The organism is Leclercia sp. UBA5076, assembly GCF_002416465.1.
Classification (GTDB): Bacteria; Pseudomonadota; Gammaproteobacteria; order Enterobacterales; family Enterobacteriaceae; genus Enterobacter.
In genome coordinates, this window is record NZ_DIAO01000016.1 from 132,942 (window position 1) to 150,264 (window position 17,323).

The window sequence follows — 17,323 nt, forward strand, 5'->3', positions numbered from 1 at the left end:
GGGCATGCCGGGTAAGCGCAGCGCTACCCGGCACAATTTTTACAGCTTCGGTCCCGCACTCACCAACGCCGCACCCGCTGGCGTATCGGTGTACTTCTCAAAGTTTTGCACAAACAGCTTCGCAAGCGTGGTGGCTTTTTCCTGCCACTGCTCCGGCGACGCGTAGGTGTTGCGTGGGTCGAGGATATGGCTGTCCACGCCCGGCAGTTCGGTCGGGATTGCCAGATCGAACATCGGCAGGGTGAAGGTTTCCGCATCATCCAGCGAACCATTCAGAATGGCGTCGATAATGGCGCGGGTATCTTTGATGGAGATACGTTTGCCAGTGCCGTTCCAGCCGGTGTTGACCAGATACGCCTGGGCACCCGAGGCCTGCATGCGTTTTACCAGCACTTCGGCGTACTGCGTCGGGTGCAGCGACAGGAAGGCTGCGCCAAAGCAGGCGGAGAAGGTAGGCGTCGGCTCAGTCACACCCCGTTCGGTACCGGCCAGCTTGGCGGTAAACCCGGAGAGGAAGTGATACTGCGTCTGGCTGGCGGTAAGGCGTGAAACCGGCGGCAGCACACCAAACGCGTCGGCGGTGAGGAAGATCACCTTGGTCGCGTGGCCCGCTTTTGAAACAGGCTTAACGATATTGTCGATGTGGTAGATAGGGTAGCTGACGCGGGTGTTTTCCGTTTTTGACGCATCGTCAAAATCGACCGTGCCGTCAGCACGCACCGTCACGTTCTCCAGCAGCGCATCACGGCGGATCGCCTGGAAGATATCCGGCTCCGCCTCAGCCGACAGACGAATAGTCTTGGCGTAACAGCCGCCTTCGAAGTTAAACACGCCGTCGTCATCCCAGCCGTGCTCGTCATCGCCAATCAGGCGGCGTTTCGGATCGGTGGAGAGGGTAGTTTTACCGGTGCCGGAGAGGCCAAAGAAGACCGCCACGTCGCCTTTCTCGCCCACGTTCGCCGAGCAGTGCATGGAGGCAATACCTTTTAACGGCAGCAGGTAGTTCATCACCGAGAACATCCCTTTCTTCATTTCGCCGCCGTACCAGGTGCCGCCGATAAGCTGGATACGCTCCGTCAGGTTAAAGGCGACAAAGTTTTCCGAGTTCAGCCCCTGCTCTTTCCACTGCGGGTTGGTGCATTTCGCACCGTTCATCACCACAAAGTCAGGCTCGAAGCTCTGTAACTCTTCCTCGGTCGGGCGAATGAACATGTTCTTCACGAAATGGGCCTGCCAGGCGACCTCAGTGATAAAACGAACGGAAAGGCGGGTATCGGCGTTGGCACCGCAGTAAGCGTCGATAATGAACAGACGTTTACCGGAAAGTTGTTGGGTGACGAGGGATTTCAGATGCTGCCAGATTTCAGGGGAGATCGCTTTGTTGTCGTTCTTCCCTTTGCCCTTATCCGCCCACCAAAAGGTGTCGCGGGTGGTATCGTCACGGACAATGTACTTATCTTTCGGCGAACGGCCGGTAAAGATACCGGTGTCGACAGCGATAGCGCCGGTCGTCGTCAATATACCGCGCTCGTATCCTTCGAGTGCTGGATTGAGCTCTTCCTGATAAAGCGTATCGTAATCAGGGTTATAGACGATATCGCGAGCGTCGTTGATACCATAAGCCTTGAGATCTTGCGGGGTTAAACCATTAACACGCATATCACTGCTCCTTAGCCAATTTATACTGCCTGAAATTGTAGGGGTTTTCTTCGAATGTTAACCGCGACCGGGCTCATAGATTTGCGTATCTGGACAAAAACCCTTTATGACGGAAAACGCTGTGACTCCTGTCACTTTGCGGTGCAGATTATGGCAGGAATCACTTTTCGGTTGGGGAAAATGTTCCGAAAAGGTTAATGAGCGATAAATTAAACTGCGAGAATGTGAATGTAAGCGCATACATGAAAGAAAATTACGAAAGTCTTACATCACTGATAACGATTCAGCAGATTGGGGTAAATAGTGAATGAAATTAATGAGTAGGGGAGGGGGAAAGGTTAACTGCCCCCTCAAGAGGGCAGTTAACGGCAGGACTTAGTGCAGCTGCGGATCGGCCGGGGAGGCGTTGTTGCGGATCTCGGCAATGTCCATTGCGTTAAAGACGTAGTGAGAGCCGCAGTAATCGCAGTTCATGTCGATTTCGCCATCTTCTGCCAGGATGCTGTCAATCTCTTCATCCGGCAATGTTTTCAGCGCACCCGCGCAGCGTTCACGGGAACAGGTGCACTTGAACTCGACATCCTGCGGATCGTAGAGCGTCACCTCTTCTTCGTGATACAGACGCCACAGTACTTCGTTCGCCGGTAAGGTGAACAGCTCTTCGGCTTTGATGGTTTCAGTCAGGGTGGCCAGGTGATCGAAATCATCTGCCTGCGCGTTCTGGGCTGGCAGTACCTGGAGCAGCATCCCGCCGGCACACGGCTGGCCGTCGACTTCGCCGGTACGGATAAACAGGCGCGTCGGCAGCTGTTCGGAGCGCAGGAAGTAGTCTTCCAGGCAGGCTGCCAGCGTATCGCCTTCCAGACCGACGACCCCCTGATAGCGCTCGCCCTCTTCCGGGGAGATGGTGATCACCAGGTAGCCATTGCCCACCAGCGTTTTCAGGTCTGCGTTTTCAGGGATATCGCCCTGTACGCGCGCCACGCCGCGCATCTGCTGCTGGTTGTTGCCGTTGATCACCGCCAGGCTCATCGGGCCATCACCCTGCAGCTGCACGGTGATATCACCGGCAAATTTCAGGGTCGCAGTCAGCAGGCTGGTCGCGACCAGCAGCTCGCCCAGCACGGTTTTCACCGGCAGCGGGTAGTTGTGGTTTTCCAGGATCTGTTTCCAGGTTTCGGATACGGTAACCAGCTCGCCGCGAACGGCAAATTGTTCAAACAGATAGCGGTGTAATTGGTCGTGTTGGGCCATAGTCATCTCTCGTTCAGCAAGAATCACTCATTCTCGCCATTTTTAAATTTAATCAGATCGCGACGTTCTTTCTTGTCAGGGCGTCTGTCGGGATGCGGCATGGTCAGGGCATTCAGCTTTCGCGCCTGCGCCATCTTTTCGCGCTTCTCCACGCTTTCTGCCGTCTCTTCGTACAGGGTGCTGGCTTCCACTGCCGGGCGACGTTGTTCGGTCACGTTCTTCACGATCACCGTCCGCTCGTCGTTGCCCTGACGCAGGGTCAGGGTGGCGTTCAGCTCCACGAGCTTGCTCGGCTTGCTGCGCTGCCCGTTGTAATGCACCTTGCCGCCTTCAATCATTTCGCGGGCGAGGGCGCGCGTTTTGTAAAAGCGGGCAGCCCATAACCATTTATCCAGTCTTACCCCTTCAGAGGGTTTCTCTTTCATGGCGTCTCCTTCACGGTGAGTGAGGGGATCATCCGGCGATAGTCGTTCATCCCCGGATGTCGCAGATAGCTTTTTTCAGCCAGGCCAGAATCAGGATTGGTCACGCCAAGGCAATAACGAATGCCAAATTTTGCCGCCGCATCCAGAATGGGTTCGCTGTCATCAATGAACAACGTTCTTTCTGGCTGCAGGCCGGTCTCTTCTGCCACCGCCTGCCACAATCGCTGATCCTCTTTCGGATAACCAAATGTGTGGGTGGAAAGTAATAAATCAAGGTGTGAACCCAGCCCGGTATATTCCAGCTTCACCGCCAGATTATGCGGGTGCGCGTTGGTCAGCAAAATGCGCCGCTTGCCGCTGGCTTTGAGTGCCTCCAGAAAGGGGACGGTATCTTCACGCAAAACGGCGCGCGGGCCCTGAGCAGTGGTCATGGCACAAATATCCAGACCAAGGCGTTCGCTCCAGTAGTCCAGACAGTACCAGTTTAGCGTATGTTGTACGGCGGTATATTGCTGGCGTATGAATTCCTGCGCCTCCAGCGGGGTGATCCCTTGCTGCTCGCCGTAGGTTTCCGGCACCAGTTTTTGCCAGAAGTAGTTATCAAACGCGAGGTCCAGCAGCGTGCCGTCCATATCCAGCAGAACGGTATCAACGTCCTGCCAGGCGATATCAAGATGCATAGGGAATACTCCAGCCAGAAGAATCGTGCGCGACAGGGTAGCATATCTGCTCGCGCACAGAGGTTATCCGATCAGGCTCTCAGGGGTAGGAACAAGCTTCGGATTGAGGCAATTTTCGTAGTACTGCTGGATCTCCGCCAGGCGGGTGCGCGAGCGCTGGTAGCGGCGTAACGCCATCACGCCGTTCCAGATAATGCAGACCACCATCGCCAGCATCAGCAGCGAAGTGGCAATGTAGCGCCATAAAACGGCGCTATCCGGTATCCGGTGCAGCTCGATATGACGGGTGCCATTGGCATCGGTAAAGATGCCGGTGACAATCCCTTCGGCGCTGAACGGCGTACGCATCAGCATCTGCGCCAGTCGTTGAAACTCTTCCCACTGCTCCTGCGCAGGGTAGTCATACAGCGCTACCGGCGGGTAGGGCTGATCGACCAGATCGCTGCCTTCATCGCTGACAATCACAAAGCCGCCGGGTGCCGGGCTGTTAAGCGCCTGCGCGGCACGTGAAGTTTCGCGCATAACGAATGGCGCGGTAGAGGTGGCGACCAGGTTTTCCAGCGACTCGGCGCTCACCGGACGCAGCAGGACGTTAACACCATCAAGACGGCCATTCGTGGCACGTTTCACCAGCGCTTCCCAGTCTTTGCTGTTGCCGAGGTTCACCAGCGCGTTCTTCAGCCGGATGCACTCATCCGCCTCTGCGCACAGATCCTGGGTCTTCAGTACGATATCGCCAAAATCATCCAGCAGGATCATGCCCGATTTCTGAATGGCGGAGCGCAACGCCGGGCTGACTCGCGTTATATCTTCCGGTTTTGGATGGAGCTGTCGGCTCAGGGCCTGGGTCAGCGCCGTGGCTTTGTTAACCGTGTCCGATTCCGGCAGCGGCAGCGGGGCCGCGTCATTCCAGATCAGCTGCGAGCAGTCAAAAGGCGCAAAAGGCGAACTCTGGCGGGCGTTCCAGTTGCCCGGCGCGTGGATATTACACATTCCCGTTCCCTTCAGATTCAGCGTATCGCCGACACGCACGCCGGCGTTTTCAAGCTGCTCGACGCTGGTGGCCTCGATGGTCTGGGCGCCTTTGATCCACGACAGGGTAAATTTAATCGGCATATCCAGCGGCACGAGGAAAATCAGCATCGCCAGCACCAGCGCTGCGCCACAGGCAATCACCGTGCTGCGCAACCAGTGCTGCAGCGGGAAGTTTTTCACTTCGTCATGCAGGGATAAGTAACGTCCCTGGCGCACCACATGCCTGTCCAGATAGATATCAACGTCGGTCTTTTGCCCTAAATCCTGGGCCAGCCACGGCTGCCAGTGGCGCGGGTAGATCAGGTCAATAATGCCCATCGAGATGTTGTTGACGTGATCCTGATCGTTTTCGCCAAACAGACCCCAGCGCTTTGGCGTTCCGCGCAGGCAGTGGATCTCACGCAGCGCGTTTTTCGCTGGCGGGGCAAATAATCCCCATAAGCCCGCCGCCAGCAGCAGCACGCCGCCACCGGCAAGCCACGGAGCAAACACATCCGGGCTCAGCAGGCAGAAGAAGAACAGCAGGAAGGCGGCGACAATCAGCAGCGCTTCACTAATGCCATCCGGGCGGCTGAGGGCATACTCTTCGTGAGTCTCCTGACGAATGTTCAGCAGCTCGATCTGCTCTGTCTCTTCGCCACGAATCGACGCCTGGGTTGAGCTGACATGTTCCAGCGCCAGATGCGGCGCTTCCTGGACATACTCGGCGATGGAGTGGCCGTTCAGGACAATCACCAGCGGGATAGTGTCGGTGTGGATCAGCTCAACGCTGTTTTCATCATTGATGTACTGCTCCCAGAACGGCGGCAGGTGCACTTCGATGGAGTCGAGGTAGTAGCGCCATTTATTGGGATCGTCTGTGGTAATGCCATAGCGGGTAATGGAGCGCGTCAGGCAGAGCACGGTATTGCTCTCAGCGTTCAGGCTTAACGAGACCGGGGCCGCGCTGGCACCTGTCGCAGGCATCTGCTGAATGCGGTTAAACGACTCGAGATATTGCTCAATCGCGCTGCGCTCTTCGGCGGCGAGTTTACGTGTGCTCGCCCCGGTAAAGGCGTTGAGATAAGGCAGGCGATATCGACGCTGCGAACGACGTCTGAACAACCACCCTGCAATCAATGCGCAGGCCAGCATAGCAGCGATAATTATTAAAATGGTGCTCATGCTTTCCCCATCTTACTTTTCTTACAGGTGTAGTCAGTAGCACCTTATAACAGTGAATGCGTGTCTGTGGTTGGCTATCGGCATGTAAGGCGTTGAACTTGAGCAATTTGAAGCGCATCCCAGTGTTCGCTGATGATAGCAAAGGCAACCGTGGCGGAATATCAGCAAATTCCTGGAATAATTTCAACCTATTGACTTTTGTGTTGAAATGCGTAATGAATCTGATTAGGTTGCACAAATGTAAATAAAGCGCGAATGACATTGCCGAAACCGTGCGGCGTATCGCACAATGAGGCCAGTTCACCCAGCAAAGACCCGTCAAAATGAGCAAACCCTTACAAAAGCCCACTATCCTGAATGTGGAGACCGTCGCCAAATCGCGGCTGTTTAACGTTGAGAGCGTGGACCTGGAGTTCAGTAACGGCGTGCGCCGCGTCTACGAGCGTATGCGTCCCTCCACGCGCGAAGCCGTCATGATTGTGCCTATTGTCGACGAGCATCTGATCCTGATCCGCGAATACGCGGTGGGAACGGAATCTTATGAGCTGGGCTTCTCCAAAGGACTTATCGATCCCGGCGAGTCGGTTTATGAAGCTGCGAACCGTGAACTGAAAGAAGAGGTAGGTTTTGGCGCAAAGGAGCTTACCTTCCTGAAAAAACTCAGCATGGCGCCCTCCTATTTCTCCAGCAAGATGAATATCGTGCTGGCGGAAGATCTCTATCCTGAATCGCTGGAAGGCGATGAACCTGAACCGCTGCCGCAGGTACGCTGGCCGCTGGCGCATCTGATGGATCTGCTTGAAGAGCCCGATTTTAACGAAGCCCGAAACGTGAGCGCACTGTTTCTGGTGCGGGAGTGGCTGAAAGGGCAGGGAAGGCTGTAGCGGAAAGTCCCCCCTCCACAGGGAAGGGGGAGATAGATCAGAAGAGTTCTTGCGTTTCGCCGTTATCTATCAACGTTGTACCCACCTCATGCACCACCTGATGCGTTGGCTGCGTACCTTCGATGAAATACTCCTCACGACTGTTACCCCCGTTAGCCAGCTGACCGCTGCTGCGATCGATATTGACCGTTACGATGCCCGGCGGTGGCGTGAGCGGCTCTTCCGGTACGCCATCAAGAACGATCTTCATAAAGGCATCCCACGCGGGCTGCGCGCTTTTGGCTCCGCCCTCGTAACCGGAGATCTGATCTTTAATCGCCCCGGAAGCCGTGGTACGACCTAAATCGCGACGGTGATCGTCAAAGCCGATCCACACCGAAGTGACCGCGCCCGGGCCATAACCTGAGAACCAGGCATCTTTGGAGCTGTTGGTGGTGCCGGTTTTGCCGCCGATATCCTTGCGCTGCAAATCACGACCGGCACGCCAGCCTGTACCCTGCCAGCCCGGTTCACCAAAGATGTTGCTGTTCAGCGCGCTCTTGATCAGGAACGCCAGCGGAGTGTTAATCACGTGCGGGGCGTACTCCTGAGCACCGGTCTGGGCGACCAGCGCCTGGTTCGCCTGCTGGAGCTGCGGCATCGGCACCGCCGCATTTTGCCGCTCCTGTGAAATCGCCACATCCTCCATGTCCTGGTTGTTCAGTGCGTCTGACTTAGGCGTATCGCCATAGATGACGGGAATGTCACACTCGGCGCAGGCGATCTTCGGCTTGGCCTCGAACAGCACGCCGCCCTGGTCGTTCTCGATTTTGCTGATGAAGAACGGATCGACCAGGAAGCCGCCGTTGGCCATCACCGCATAACCGCGGGCGACCTGTAGCGGGGTAAACGACGCGGAGCCCAGCGCCAGCGACTCGGTATGCACAATATTCTGCGCCGGGAAGCCGAAGCGCTGCAGGTACTCCGCCGCATAATCGACGCCCATGGCACGCATGGCGCGCACCATCACTACGTTTTTCGACTGCCCCAGTCCCTGACGCAGGCGAATCGGACCCGCGTACTCTGCCGGTGAGTTTTTTGGCCGCCAGTCGGAACCGGCCCCGGCATCCCAGCGGGAGATCGGCACGTCATTGAGAATACTGGCGAGGGTTAGACCCTTGTCCATTGCCGCGGTGTAGAGGAACGGCTTGATATTGGAACCGACCTGACGCAGCGCCTGAGTGGCACGGTTAAACTTGCTCTGATTGAAGTCGAAGCCGCCCACCAGCGCCAGGACCGCGCCGTTATGCGGGTCGATAGAGACCAGCGCCGAGTTAACGTCCGGGATCTGTCCCAGCCACCAGGCGTCATTAACCTGGCGGACCCAGATTTGCTGGCCCACCTGTACTACGTCGGTCACTTTGCGTGGCGTCGCGCCCTGCTGTGTATCAGAGCGATACGGACGTGCCCAGCGTACCCCTTCCATCCGCAGCGACACGGAGGTGCCGTCGGCGAGCATCGCCGTGGCTTCCTGCGGATTGGCCTGGGTCACCACCGCCGCCACGAAGGGCCCATAGCCCGGCAGCGGCTTCAGGGTGTCGGTAATTTTTTTACTGCTCCAGGCGGATTCACCCACCTTCCACAGCACGTTTGACGGGCCGCGGTAGCCGTGGCGCATATCGTAATCAATGACGTTGTTACGCACCGCCTGCTGCGCGCCCTGCTGGATGTTGCGGCTGATGGTGGTGTAGACGCGGTAGCCATCCTCGTAGGCTTGTTCGCCGTAGCGGGAGACCATCTCCTGACGAACCATTTCACTCAGATAGGGAGCGGAGAAGGCATTTTCCGGCGCGTGATAGTTGGCATCAATCACCTCACTGCGCGCCTGATCGTACTGCGTCTGGCTGATATAGCCCTCGCTCAGCATACGCGACAGCACCACATTGCGACGTGCTGTCGCGCGATCCAGCGAGTAGAGCGGGTTGAAGGTAGAAGGCGCCTTCGGCAAACCGGCGATGGTCGCCATTTCACTCAGGGTCAGCTGTTCGATGGATTTACCGAAATAGACCTGCGCCGCCGCGCCCACGCCATAGGCACGGTAGCCGAGATAGATCTTGTTGAGGTAAAGCTCAAGGATCTCATCTTTATTCAGCAGCTGCTCAATGCGGATCGCCAGGAAGACTTCCTTAATCTTACGCATCAGCGTTTTTTCAGGGCTCAGGAAGAAGTTACGCGCCAGCTGCTGGGTGATGGTACTCGCCCCCTGCGAAGCATGGCCGGAGAAGAGCGCCACGCTTGCGGCACGGAAAATCCCCACCGGGTCGACGCCGTGGTGCTCATAAAAGCGGCTATCTTCTGTGGCAATAAAGGCTTTCACCATTTCTGGCGGAATTTGATTCAGCGTCAGCGGGATACGCCGCTTTTCGCCGTACTGGGCAATCAGCTCGCCATCGGCGCTATAAACCTGCATCGGGATCTGAAGGCGTACGTCACGAAGCGTAGCGACATCAGGTAGTTGCGGCTCAATATATTTGTACAAACCAAAAATCGAGCCTGCTCCAAGCAGAATGCAACAGACTGCAAGGATCAATAAATACTTTACGAACTTCACTGGAGATTTCCCATTTAGTTTGAACTGGGCAGTTTCTAAACAATCGCGCGGTAGTATAAAGGCAAGCCTGTAGCATTGATATAGCCGTTATCCCCCCGGACGATAAGGAGATCGTGAAACATGGTATTTAAAACATGGCGAACAGGCGTTCATATTCAACAGGATAAGGTGCTGGCCGTCGCGCTGGTACGCAGAAAGTCGGGCTGGGGGCTGCGCCGCTGGTGGCAGCTCCCCCTCGCGGAGGGTGTTATCCGCGACGGGCAAATTCTTCAGCCCGAACAACTGGCTGCAGCGCTGCGCGAGTGGCGACAGTGGCTGCCTTACCAGCATCAGGTACTTCTCGCCTTTCCGGCCGCCCGCACCCTGCAACGCACCTTTCCGCGCCCGGCGATAACCCTGCGCGACAGCGAAGAGACGGCCTGGATTGGCGCGGCCTTGAGCCGCGAGCTGGAGATGGCACCCGATGCCCTGCGTTTTGATTATGCGGAAGATACGTTCAGCCAGGGGTATCAGGTTACCGCGGCACAAAATAAAGAGATCGCCACGCTGCTGGAGCTGGCCCGGGTGTTGCGTCTGCGGCTGACCGCGATCACACCCGATGCCGGGGCGCTGGCCCATTTTCTGCCTTTTGTAGACGCGCCTGCCCAGTGCGTTGCCTGGCGCGATCGGGATCAATGGCTATGGGCGATGCGTCACCAGTGGGGCAGGCGTGGGCTGGCGGAGGCGCCCGATGTTGAAAGCCTTGCAGCCCTGCTGGCGCTAAGGGTTGAGGAGATCGCCTGCTGCGATATGCGCAGTTTCGACCCCTGGAACGTGTTGTCCCACCGGCAACCGCCGCTGCCTGAAAATGGCGCGGATTTTAGCGTCGCACTGGCGTTAGCGCTGGCGACGGGAGGCTATGCGCGATGAGCGCGGCCAATCTGCTGCCGTGGCGTCAGCAACAAAAACGCCACTGCCTGCGCTTCTGGGGCTTGCTGTTCACCGGCTCGCTGCTGGTAACGCTGGGGCTCTGGACCGCCCGGCGGGCCGACGCCCCGCTGCAAGCGCAGGTTTTCGCGCAGCGACAGGCCAGCGATGTGGCGCTGAGGCAGGCGCTGGCGCAGCGGCAAACGCAGTGGACGGCGCGTATTGTTCAGCGCCAGCAACAGCAGCGCTGGGCGCAAAAAAAAGCGCAGACGGAGGCATGGCAGACGATCCTCATCGCCCTGGCCCGCGCCCTGCCGGAGCAGGCATGGCTGGCGCAGCTCCGTTTCCAGCACTCTACCCTCTCCCTGAGTGGCTACGCCGCCACGTTACCGGCGCTTGCGGCGCTGGAGAGAGCGCTACGCCAGCTGCCGGGGTTTACCCCCACCGCGCCCGGCGAGATGCGCCAGGACGCGCAGGGGCGCTGGCAATTTAGCTGGGCGCTGACCCGCAAGGAGCAGGCTGATGCGGATCCCTCCTGACATCTGGTACGCGTTGTCCCCGCGCTGGCGCTGGCTGTGCTGGGGTCTCAGCTCAGGGTTGATGCTGCTCTGCGTGATCGGGGGGCAGCTAGGCATGCAGCAGCAACAGCTTGCCACGCATCAGGCTCAGCACGCGCGTGACGCGGCGATCAACGGCCGCTTATGGACCGCGGTGCGTAAGCTCTCGCCCGTTGAGGAGGCGCCATCGTCCGTGGCGTCACGGCCCTTTTCGCCGCTGGAGTTCGATACCGGTGAGCTACGCATGGTGCGCTGGCAACCCGTCAGTGCTGGAGGCGAACTGGTGGTCGAGGCGGTCTGGGGGCAGATCCCCGGGCTGTTTGCCACTCTCGCCCAACGCGACGTGGCGGTGGCGCGTTTTACGCTCCAGCCAGAACAGCAAAAGCTGCGCCTCACCCTGCACCTGGAGCGCCAGAATGCGGGTTAGCGGTGGCGTACTGCTTCTGCTGCCGCTTCTTCTCGGCATGCGCGATCCGTTTCAGGCTCCGGTGTCACGCTGCCCCGATGCAGCCCTGAGCCAGTGGCATTATGCCGGGCTGGTATCCGGCGCGGTGCCGGTGGGCATCGTCAGGGATGAAAAGTCCCGCTGGTTGCGGGTGCGTCGCGGCGACACGTTGCCTCAGGGCTGGCGGGTAAGGGTGCTGGATGAAAAGGAGTTGGTCATCGACACGTCTGAGGCGTGTGAACCGCCGTTATGGCGATGGCAACGACAAGGAACGAAACAGGATGAAAAGAGGGATGGTGGCATTGCTGCTGATCGGCGGCCAGACGCTGGCAGCGGAACCGTTGGCCGTGAATCTGGTCGTGGATGATGTGCCGGTCGCCCAGCTTCTGCAGGCCCTGGCGGAGCAGGAGAACCGCAATATGATTATCGCACCGGACGTGAGCGGCAATGTCTCTCTGCGTCTGCAAAAGGTTCCCTGGTTACAGGCGATACAGACGGTGGTGACCAGCGCCGGGCTGGTGATGCGCCAGCAGGAGGGCATCTTTTATATCCACAGCGCCGCCTGGCAACAACAGCAGCAGGCCAGAAAAGAGGCGGAGCGCGCTAAGCGTCAGCTCAGTGTGCCGCTGGAGGCGCGCAGTTTTTCTCTCTCCTATGCGGATGCGGGCGATCTCAGGCAGGCTGCCGAAAAGCTCCTCAGCCCAAAAGGCAGCCTTGCGGTGGACAAACGCACCAACCGTCTGCTGGTGCGCGACAGCCGGGCTGCGCTGGATGCGTTACAGCACTGGGTGGGGCAGATGGATCTGCCGGTAGCCCAGGTCGAGTTGGCGGCACACATTGTCAGCATGAGTGAAAAAAGCCTGCGGGAGCTGGGCGTAAAGTGGAGTCTGGCGCAGGCGCAGCAGCCCGGTAAGCCCGGAGAGCTGACGATACTCAACAGCGATCTTGCGGTGACCAACGCCACGACGCAGGTGGGTTTCACTATCGGCCGGATTAATGGCCGGTTGCTGGACATTGAGCTCTCCGCCCTGGAACAAAAACAGCAGGTGGATATTATCGCCAGCCCGCGTCTGCTGGCGTCGCACATGCAGCCTGCCAGCATTAAACAGGGGAGTGAAATTCCCTATCAGGTCTCCAGCGGAGAGAGCGGCGCGACGTCGGTGGAATTTAAAGAGGCGGTACTGGGCATGGAGGTGACCCCGGTGGTGCTGGCCAATGGACGTGTACGCCTGAAGCTGCGCATCAGCGAGAACAGCCCGGGCCAGGTGCTGAAGCAGGCCGACAGTGAAACCATGACGATAGACAAGCAGGAGATCGAAACCCAGGTAGAGGTCAAAAGTGGTGAAACGCTGGCCTTAGGTGGAATTTTTTCTCAGAGACATAAAAGCGGGAGTGAAAATGTGCCAGGCTTGAGCCGTATCCCCATCCTGGGGCAGTTTTTTCGCCATCAGGGTAAAGACAACGAGCGCCGGGAATTAGTGGTTTTTATTACCCCTCGTCTGGTTGCGACACCCTGATAAGCGGTAACGCCCCACCTGATTTTGCATTCTGTTTGTTGCAGATGTTTGACGTGGGGCATTAATTAGCATACAAGGAGTACCGATTTGAGAATCAGCCTACTCAATCTCACACCTTAACAACTTAAGCGGCAGGCAGGGTGATTTATTCTGTTGCCAAACAAGCTGGAGTATTGAGATAATTTTTAGTCTGACTCTCGCTCTATCGCATATGAGGTTTCAGTTCATGTCCTGTTACGCCAGGTATCGGCGAAGCGGGTTTACCATTAACGAATAGTCTTAGTAGTACCGAAAAAATGGCAGAGAAACGCAATATCTTTCTGGTTGGGCCTATGGGTGCCGGCAAAAGCACTATTGGGCGCCAGTTAGCTCAACAACTCAATATGGAATTTTACGATTCTGATCAAGAGATTGAGAAACGAACCGGAGCTGATGTGGGCTGGGTCTTCGATGTAGAAGGCGAAGAGGGTTTCCGTGACCGAGAAGAAAAAGTCATCAATGAACTTACGGAAAAACAGGGCATTGTGCTGGCTACTGGCGGCGGCTCTGTAAAATCTCGCGAAACTCGCAACCGTCTCTCCGCCCGCGGTGTCGTGGTCTATCTCGAAACGACCATCGAAAAACAACTGGCGCGTACGCAGCGTGATAAAAAACGCCCGTTGCTGCAGGTTGAGACGCCTCCACGTGAAGTTCTGGAAGCGCTGGCAGATGAACGCAATCCCCTGTACGAAGAGATTGCTGACGTCACCATTCGCACAGACGATCAGAGCGCTAAAGTGGTCGCAAACCAGATTATTCATATGCTGGAAAGCAACTGATTCTGGCTTTATATATACTCGCCTTCGGGTAAAAAGTATTTAAGGTGGATGTCGCGCTATGGAGAGGATTACAGTCACTCTCGGTGAACGGAGTTACCCTATCACTATCGCGGCTGGTTTGTTTAACGACCCAGCTTCCTTCTTACCACTGAAAGCGGGTGATCAGGCAATGCTGGTCACCAATGAGACGCTGGCTCCGCTTTATCTCGACCGCGTACGTCAGCTGCTTGAACAGGCTGGCGTGAAGGTCGACAGTGTGATTCTGCCTGATGGCGAGCAGTATAAAAGCCTGACGGTACTTGATACCGTCTTCACCGCATTACTGCAAAAACCGCACGGTCGCGACACAACACTGCTGGCATTAGGCGGCGGTGTTGTTGGCGATCTGACCGGGTTTGCGGCAGCAAGCTATCAGCGTGGCGTCCGTTTTATTCAGATCCCGACCACGCTGTTGTCGCAGGTTGACTCTTCTGTTGGCGGCAAAACCGCCGTAAACCATCCGCTTGGCAAAAACATGATTGGCGCGTTCTATCAGCCCGCGTCGGTGGTGGTGGATCTCGACTGCCTGCAAACGCTGCCGAAGCGCGAGCTGGCATCTGGCCTGGCGGAAGTGATCAAGTACGGCATTATTCTGGATGGCGAGTTCTTTAGCTGGCTTGAAGAGAATATGGACGCCTTATTGCGCCTGGATGGTCAGGCGATGGCGTACTGTATTCGCCGTTGTTGTGAGCTGAAAGCAGAAGTGGTTGCCGCAGACGAGCGCGAAACAGGCTTACGTGCTTTACTGAATCTGGGGCACACCTATGGCCATGCTATCGAAGCCGAAATGGGCTACGGTAACTGGCTGCATGGCGAGGCCGTGGCGGCAGGGATGGTGATGGCCGCTCGCACCTCGGAGCGTCTGGGTCAGTTCAGCAAGGCGGATACACAACGCATTATCACGTTGCTTGAGCGTGCCGGGTTACCGGTGACGGGACCGCGCGAAATGTCAGCGCAGGCCTACTTGCCGCACATGATGCGTGATAAAAAAGTATTAGCAGGCGAGATGCGTCTGGTACTCCCGCTTGCAATCGGAAAGAGTGAAGTTCGTGGCGGTGTGCCGCACGATGTCGTTCTTGGCGCTATTGCTGATTGCCAGCAAGCGTAACTATTAGAAAGGTCCGGCTGCGGTAATACGTAGCCATTTTGCTTCAGGTGATGTGCAAAGTCGTAGGCATAAGCCTTTTAGTGGGGTGTTAAATGGATGAATTCAAACCAGAAGACGAGCTGAAACCCGATCCCAGCGATCGTCGTACTGGTCGTACTCGCCAATCTTCAGAACGCGATAACGAGCCGCAAATCAACTTTGATGAGGTCGATCTGGACAATGACGATCCTCGTCCTTCGCGTGGCCGCGCCGCCCGCGAGGAGCGTGAAGAAGAGGATTATGAGTCCGAAGATGATTCAATGGACGAAGCGCCCGTACAGCGTCGCCCGCGCAAGCGTAAGGCCGCTGCGGCGAAACCCGCTTCCCGCCAGTATATTATGATGGGCCTGGGGGTGCTGGTCCTGCTGCTGCTGATTATCGGCGTCGGCTCCGCACTGAAAGCCCCGTCCACCTCGCCTGCTGAACAAACTGCTTCCGGCGAGAAGAGTATCGATCTTTCCGGCAGCGCTGCCGACCAGGCAAATGGCTCGCAGCCAGCGCCAGGCGCTACCTCCGCAGAGAATACGCAGCAGGAGATCTCTCTGCCGCCTGTTGCCTCCACGCCGACTCAGGGCCAGTCTCCGGCTACTCCTGAAGGCCAGCAGCGCGTTGAGGTTCAGGGCAATCTGAATAACGCCCTGACGCAGCCGCAGAGCGAGCAGCAGGTTAACAATGTAGTGGTGAACTCCACCCTGCCGACCGAGCCTGCGACCGTAGCGCCAATCCGTGGTGCTACCGGGCAACAGCAGACGGCGGCGGCAGAATCTGCGCCACGTCAGACTAAACCTGCGCAGCATCAGGAGCGTAAGCAGGCGGTAATTGAGCCGAAGCGTGAAGCGAAGCCGCAGCCTGTTGCGAAAGCAGAAGCGCCTAAAGCAGCCGCGCAGCCGAAGCACACTGAGACGGCAACCAGCGCCCCGGCGAAAGCGCCTGCGACAACCGCGACGGCACCGAAAGCAACGCCAGCGCCGACCGCAACAGCATCGACGCCAGCGGCGAGCGCCCCGGCGGCTTCTGCCAGCACCGGTAAATCGACAGGGAACGTGAGTTCACTGAAGTCTGCGCCGTCCACCAACTACACGTTGCAGCTGAGCAGCTCTTCCAGCTATGACAACCTCAACGGCTGGGCGAAAAAATCGAACCTGAAAAACTTTGTTGTCTATGAGACCACCCGTAACGGTCAGCCATGGTATGTGCTGGTAAGCGGTGTGTACTCATCGAAAGACGAAGCAAAACGCGCGGTTGCCACACTGCCAGCCGACGTTCAGGCGAAAAATCCGTGGGCGAAGCCGATCCGTCAGGTTCAGTCCGATTTGAAGTAATCTGTGAAGCGCAGGATGCTGTCGGAGCTTTCTCCACAGCCGGAGAAGGTGTAATCAGTTAGTCAGCATGAAAAAAAATCGCGCTTTTTTGAAATGGGCAGGGGGGAAATACCCCCTGCTCGATGATATTCAAAAACACCTGCCAGACGGCGAGTGTCTTGTCGAACCCTTTGTTGGTGCGGGCTCGGTATTTCTCAATACCAACTACTCCCGCTATATCCTTGCGGATATCAACAGCGACCTGATCAGTCTTTACAACATCGTAAAAGAGCGTACCGATGAGTACGTCGATGAGGCGCGCAAGCTGTTTACGCCAGAGAACAACACCCCGGACGTTTACTATCAGCACCGCGCTGAGTTTAATCAGTGCCAGGATAAGTTCCGCCGTGCGCTGCTGTTCCTCTATCTTAATCGCCACGGTTACAACGGCCTGTGCCGGTATAATCTGCGTGGTGAATTCAATGTGCCGTTTGGCCGCTACAAGCGTCCCTATTTCCCTCAGGCCGAGCTGTATCACTTTGCTGAAAAAGCGCAGAATGCAGAGTTTTATTGCCTCTCGTATGAAGAGTGTATGAACCTTGCTGACGTCAATTCGGTGGTTTACTGTGACCCCCCGTACGCACCGCTGTCTGCTACGGCGAACTTTACCGCTTATCACACCAACAGCTTTAGCCCTGCCGAGCAGGCGCATCTGGCGGGGATGGCGGAAAAGCTGGTCAGCAAAAGTATCCCGGTGTTAATTTCGAATCACGATACGCCCGATACGCGCGAATGGTACAAGGCCGCGGAGCATTTTCAGGTCAAAGTCCGGCGCAGCATCAGCAGCAACGGCGGCACACGTAAAAAGGTGGACGAACTGCTGGCACTCTATCTGCCCTGAG

The 17,323-nt window shown here is 57.1% G+C and carries 16 protein-coding genes; 10 read left to right on the forward strand and 6 right to left on the reverse strand.

Features of this window, described 5'->3' with window-relative positions; all coding sequences use genetic code 11:
- Positions 1 to 39: 39 nt before the first annotated feature.
- The 5 genes from pckA to B3X29_RS16445 all read right to left on the reverse strand — a co-directional run bounded on the left by pckA (position 40) and on the right by B3X29_RS16445 (position 6,217).
- Entirely contained in the window at positions 40 to 1,659 is a 1,620-nt protein-coding gene (pckA, locus tag B3X29_RS16425; protein WP_159340219.1) for a phosphoenolpyruvate carboxykinase (ATP), read from the reverse strand.
- A gap of 375 nt (positions 1,660 to 2,034) precedes the next feature.
- On the reverse strand, positions 2,035 to 2,913 hold the full coding sequence (gene hslO / locus B3X29_RS16430) for an Hsp33 family molecular chaperone HslO (protein WP_103177312.1): 879 nt from the start codon (positions 2,911 to 2,913) through the stop codon (positions 2,035 to 2,037).
- Between the two features lie 23 nt (positions 2,914 to 2,936).
- Complete coding sequence (gene hslR, locus B3X29_RS16435) at positions 2,937 to 3,338, reverse strand: ribosome-associated heat shock protein Hsp15 (protein WP_103177311.1); 402 nt, start codon at positions 3,336 to 3,338, stop codon at positions 2,937 to 2,939.
- Positions 3,335 to 4,018 (reverse strand): GMP/IMP nucleotidase, encoded by a 684-nt coding sequence (gene yrfG, locus B3X29_RS16440; RefSeq protein WP_159340220.1) that lies wholly within the window; start codon positions 4,016 to 4,018, stop codon positions 3,335 to 3,337. Before yrfG ends, hslR begins: the two co-directional genes overlap by 4 nt.
- A gap of 63 nt (positions 4,019 to 4,081) precedes the next feature.
- The gene (locus B3X29_RS16445; RefSeq protein WP_290557598.1) at positions 4,082 to 6,217 is read right to left on the reverse strand and encodes an intracellular growth attenuator family protein; all 2,136 of its coding nucleotides are present in this window, start codon (positions 6,215 to 6,217) and stop codon (positions 4,082 to 4,084) included.
- Between the two features lie 323 nt (positions 6,218 to 6,540).
- Here B3X29_RS16445 and nudE point away from each other — a divergent pair, with 323 nt between their 5' ends.
- A complete protein-coding gene (nudE, locus tag B3X29_RS16450) occupies positions 6,541 to 7,101 on the forward strand; it encodes an ADP compounds hydrolase NudE (protein ID WP_039031517.1) in 561 nt (186 codons plus the stop codon).
- Between the two features lie 37 nt (positions 7,102 to 7,138).
- Here the strand turns inward: nudE and mrcA are convergent, their stop codons facing one another.
- Positions 7,139 to 9,691 carry a peptidoglycan glycosyltransferase/peptidoglycan DD-transpeptidase MrcA gene (gene mrcA / locus B3X29_RS16455; protein ID WP_290557599.1) on the reverse strand — a complete coding sequence of 851 codons (2,553 nt, stop codon included), beginning with the start codon at positions 9,689 to 9,691 and terminating at the stop codon, positions 7,139 to 7,141.
- A gap of 120 nt (positions 9,692 to 9,811) precedes the next feature.
- Between mrcA and B3X29_RS16460 the strand changes: the two genes are divergently transcribed.
- The 9 genes from B3X29_RS16460 to dam all read left to right on the forward strand — a co-directional run bounded on the left by B3X29_RS16460 (position 9,812) and on the right by dam (position 17,322).
- Positions 9,812 to 10,600 (forward strand): DNA utilization protein HofM, encoded by a 789-nt coding sequence (locus B3X29_RS16460; RefSeq protein WP_180209769.1) that lies wholly within the window; start codon positions 9,812 to 9,814, stop codon positions 10,598 to 10,600.
- Positions 10,597 to 11,136 (forward strand): PilN domain-containing protein, encoded by a 540-nt coding sequence (locus tag B3X29_RS16465; RefSeq protein WP_156655303.1) that lies wholly within the window; start codon positions 10,597 to 10,599, stop codon positions 11,134 to 11,136. The genes B3X29_RS16460 and B3X29_RS16465 overlap by 4 nt, the downstream gene beginning before the upstream one ends.
- Positions 11,120 to 11,581 (forward strand): HofO, encoded by a 462-nt coding sequence (locus tag B3X29_RS16470; protein WP_103177305.1) that lies wholly within the window; start codon positions 11,120 to 11,122, stop codon positions 11,579 to 11,581. Before B3X29_RS16465 ends, B3X29_RS16470 begins: the two co-directional genes overlap by 17 nt.
- Positions 11,571 to 11,966, forward strand: coding sequence for a HofP DNA utilization family protein (locus B3X29_RS16475; protein ID WP_103177304.1), 396 nt, complete (start codon positions 11,571 to 11,573; stop codon positions 11,964 to 11,966). The genes B3X29_RS16470 and B3X29_RS16475 overlap by 11 nt, the downstream gene beginning before the upstream one ends.
- Positions 11,881 to 13,116 (forward strand): DNA uptake porin HofQ, encoded by a 1,236-nt coding sequence (gene hofQ, locus B3X29_RS16480; RefSeq protein ID WP_103177303.1) that lies wholly within the window; start codon positions 11,881 to 11,883, stop codon positions 13,114 to 13,116. Before B3X29_RS16475 ends, hofQ begins: the two co-directional genes overlap by 86 nt.
- Positions 13,117 to 13,412: 296 nt before the next feature.
- Positions 13,413 to 13,934, forward strand: coding sequence for a shikimate kinase AroK (gene aroK / locus B3X29_RS16485; RefSeq protein ID WP_003861630.1), 522 nt, complete (start codon positions 13,413 to 13,415; stop codon positions 13,932 to 13,934).
- A 58-nt stretch (positions 13,935 to 13,992) separates the two neighbouring features.
- Positions 13,993 to 15,081, forward strand: coding sequence for a 3-dehydroquinate synthase (gene aroB / locus B3X29_RS16490; protein ID WP_103177302.1), 1,089 nt, complete (start codon positions 13,993 to 13,995; stop codon positions 15,079 to 15,081).
- 92 nt (positions 15,082 to 15,173) lie between these two features.
- On the forward strand, positions 15,174 to 16,442 hold the full coding sequence (gene damX, locus B3X29_RS16495) for a cell division protein DamX (RefSeq protein ID WP_103177301.1): 1,269 nt from the start codon (positions 15,174 to 15,176) through the stop codon (positions 16,440 to 16,442).
- 67 nt (positions 16,443 to 16,509) lie between these two features.
- On the forward strand, positions 16,510 to 17,322 hold the full coding sequence (gene dam / locus B3X29_RS16500; RefSeq protein WP_103177300.1) for an adenine-specific DNA-methyltransferase: 813 nt from the start codon (positions 16,510 to 16,512) through the stop codon (positions 17,320 to 17,322).
- The last annotated feature ends 1 nt before the right edge of the window (position 17,323 follow it).

Bases quoted from the DNA above. Each gene is read 5' to 3' on its own strand.
- pckA (WP_159340219.1), bottom strand. From the start codon at position 1,659: ATGCGTGTTAATGGTTTAACCCCGCAAGATCTCAAGGCTTATGGTATC.
- hslO (WP_103177312.1), bottom strand. From the start codon at position 2,913: ATGGCCCAACACGACCAATTACACCGCTATCTGTTTGAACAATTTGCC.
- hslR (WP_103177311.1), bottom strand. From the start codon at position 3,338: ATGAAAGAGAAACCCTCTGAAGGGGTAAGACTGGATAAATGGTTATGG.
- yrfG (WP_159340220.1), bottom strand. From the start codon at position 4,018: ATGCATCTTGATATCGCCTGGCAGGACGTTGATACCGTTCTGCTGGAT.
- B3X29_RS16445 (WP_290557598.1), bottom strand. From the start codon at position 6,217: ATGAGCACCATTTTAATAATTATCGCTGCTATGCTGGCCTGCGCATTG.
- nudE (WP_039031517.1), top strand. From the start codon at position 6,541: ATGAGCAAACCCTTACAAAAGCCCACTATCCTGAATGTGGAGACCGTC.
- B3X29_RS16460 (WP_180209769.1), top strand. From the start codon at position 9,812: ATGGTATTTAAAACATGGCGAACAGGCGTTCATATTCAACAGGATAAG.
- B3X29_RS16465 (WP_156655303.1), top strand. From the start codon at position 10,597: ATGAGCGCGGCCAATCTGCTGCCGTGGCGTCAGCAACAAAAACGCCAC.
- B3X29_RS16470 (WP_103177305.1), top strand. From the start codon at position 11,120: ATGCGGATCCCTCCTGACATCTGGTACGCGTTGTCCCCGCGCTGGCGC.
- B3X29_RS16475 (WP_103177304.1), top strand. From the start codon at position 11,571: ATGCGGGTTAGCGGTGGCGTACTGCTTCTGCTGCCGCTTCTTCTCGGC.
- hofQ (WP_103177303.1), top strand. From the start codon at position 11,881: ATGAAAAGAGGGATGGTGGCATTGCTGCTGATCGGCGGCCAGACGCTG.
- aroK (WP_003861630.1), top strand. From the start codon at position 13,413: ATGGCAGAGAAACGCAATATCTTTCTGGTTGGGCCTATGGGTGCCGGC.
- aroB (WP_103177302.1), top strand. From the start codon at position 13,993: ATGGAGAGGATTACAGTCACTCTCGGTGAACGGAGTTACCCTATCACT.
- damX (WP_103177301.1), top strand. From the start codon at position 15,174: ATGGATGAATTCAAACCAGAAGACGAGCTGAAACCCGATCCCAGCGAT.
- dam (WP_103177300.1), top strand. From the start codon at position 16,510: ATGAAAAAAAATCGCGCTTTTTTGAAATGGGCAGGGGGGAAATACCCC.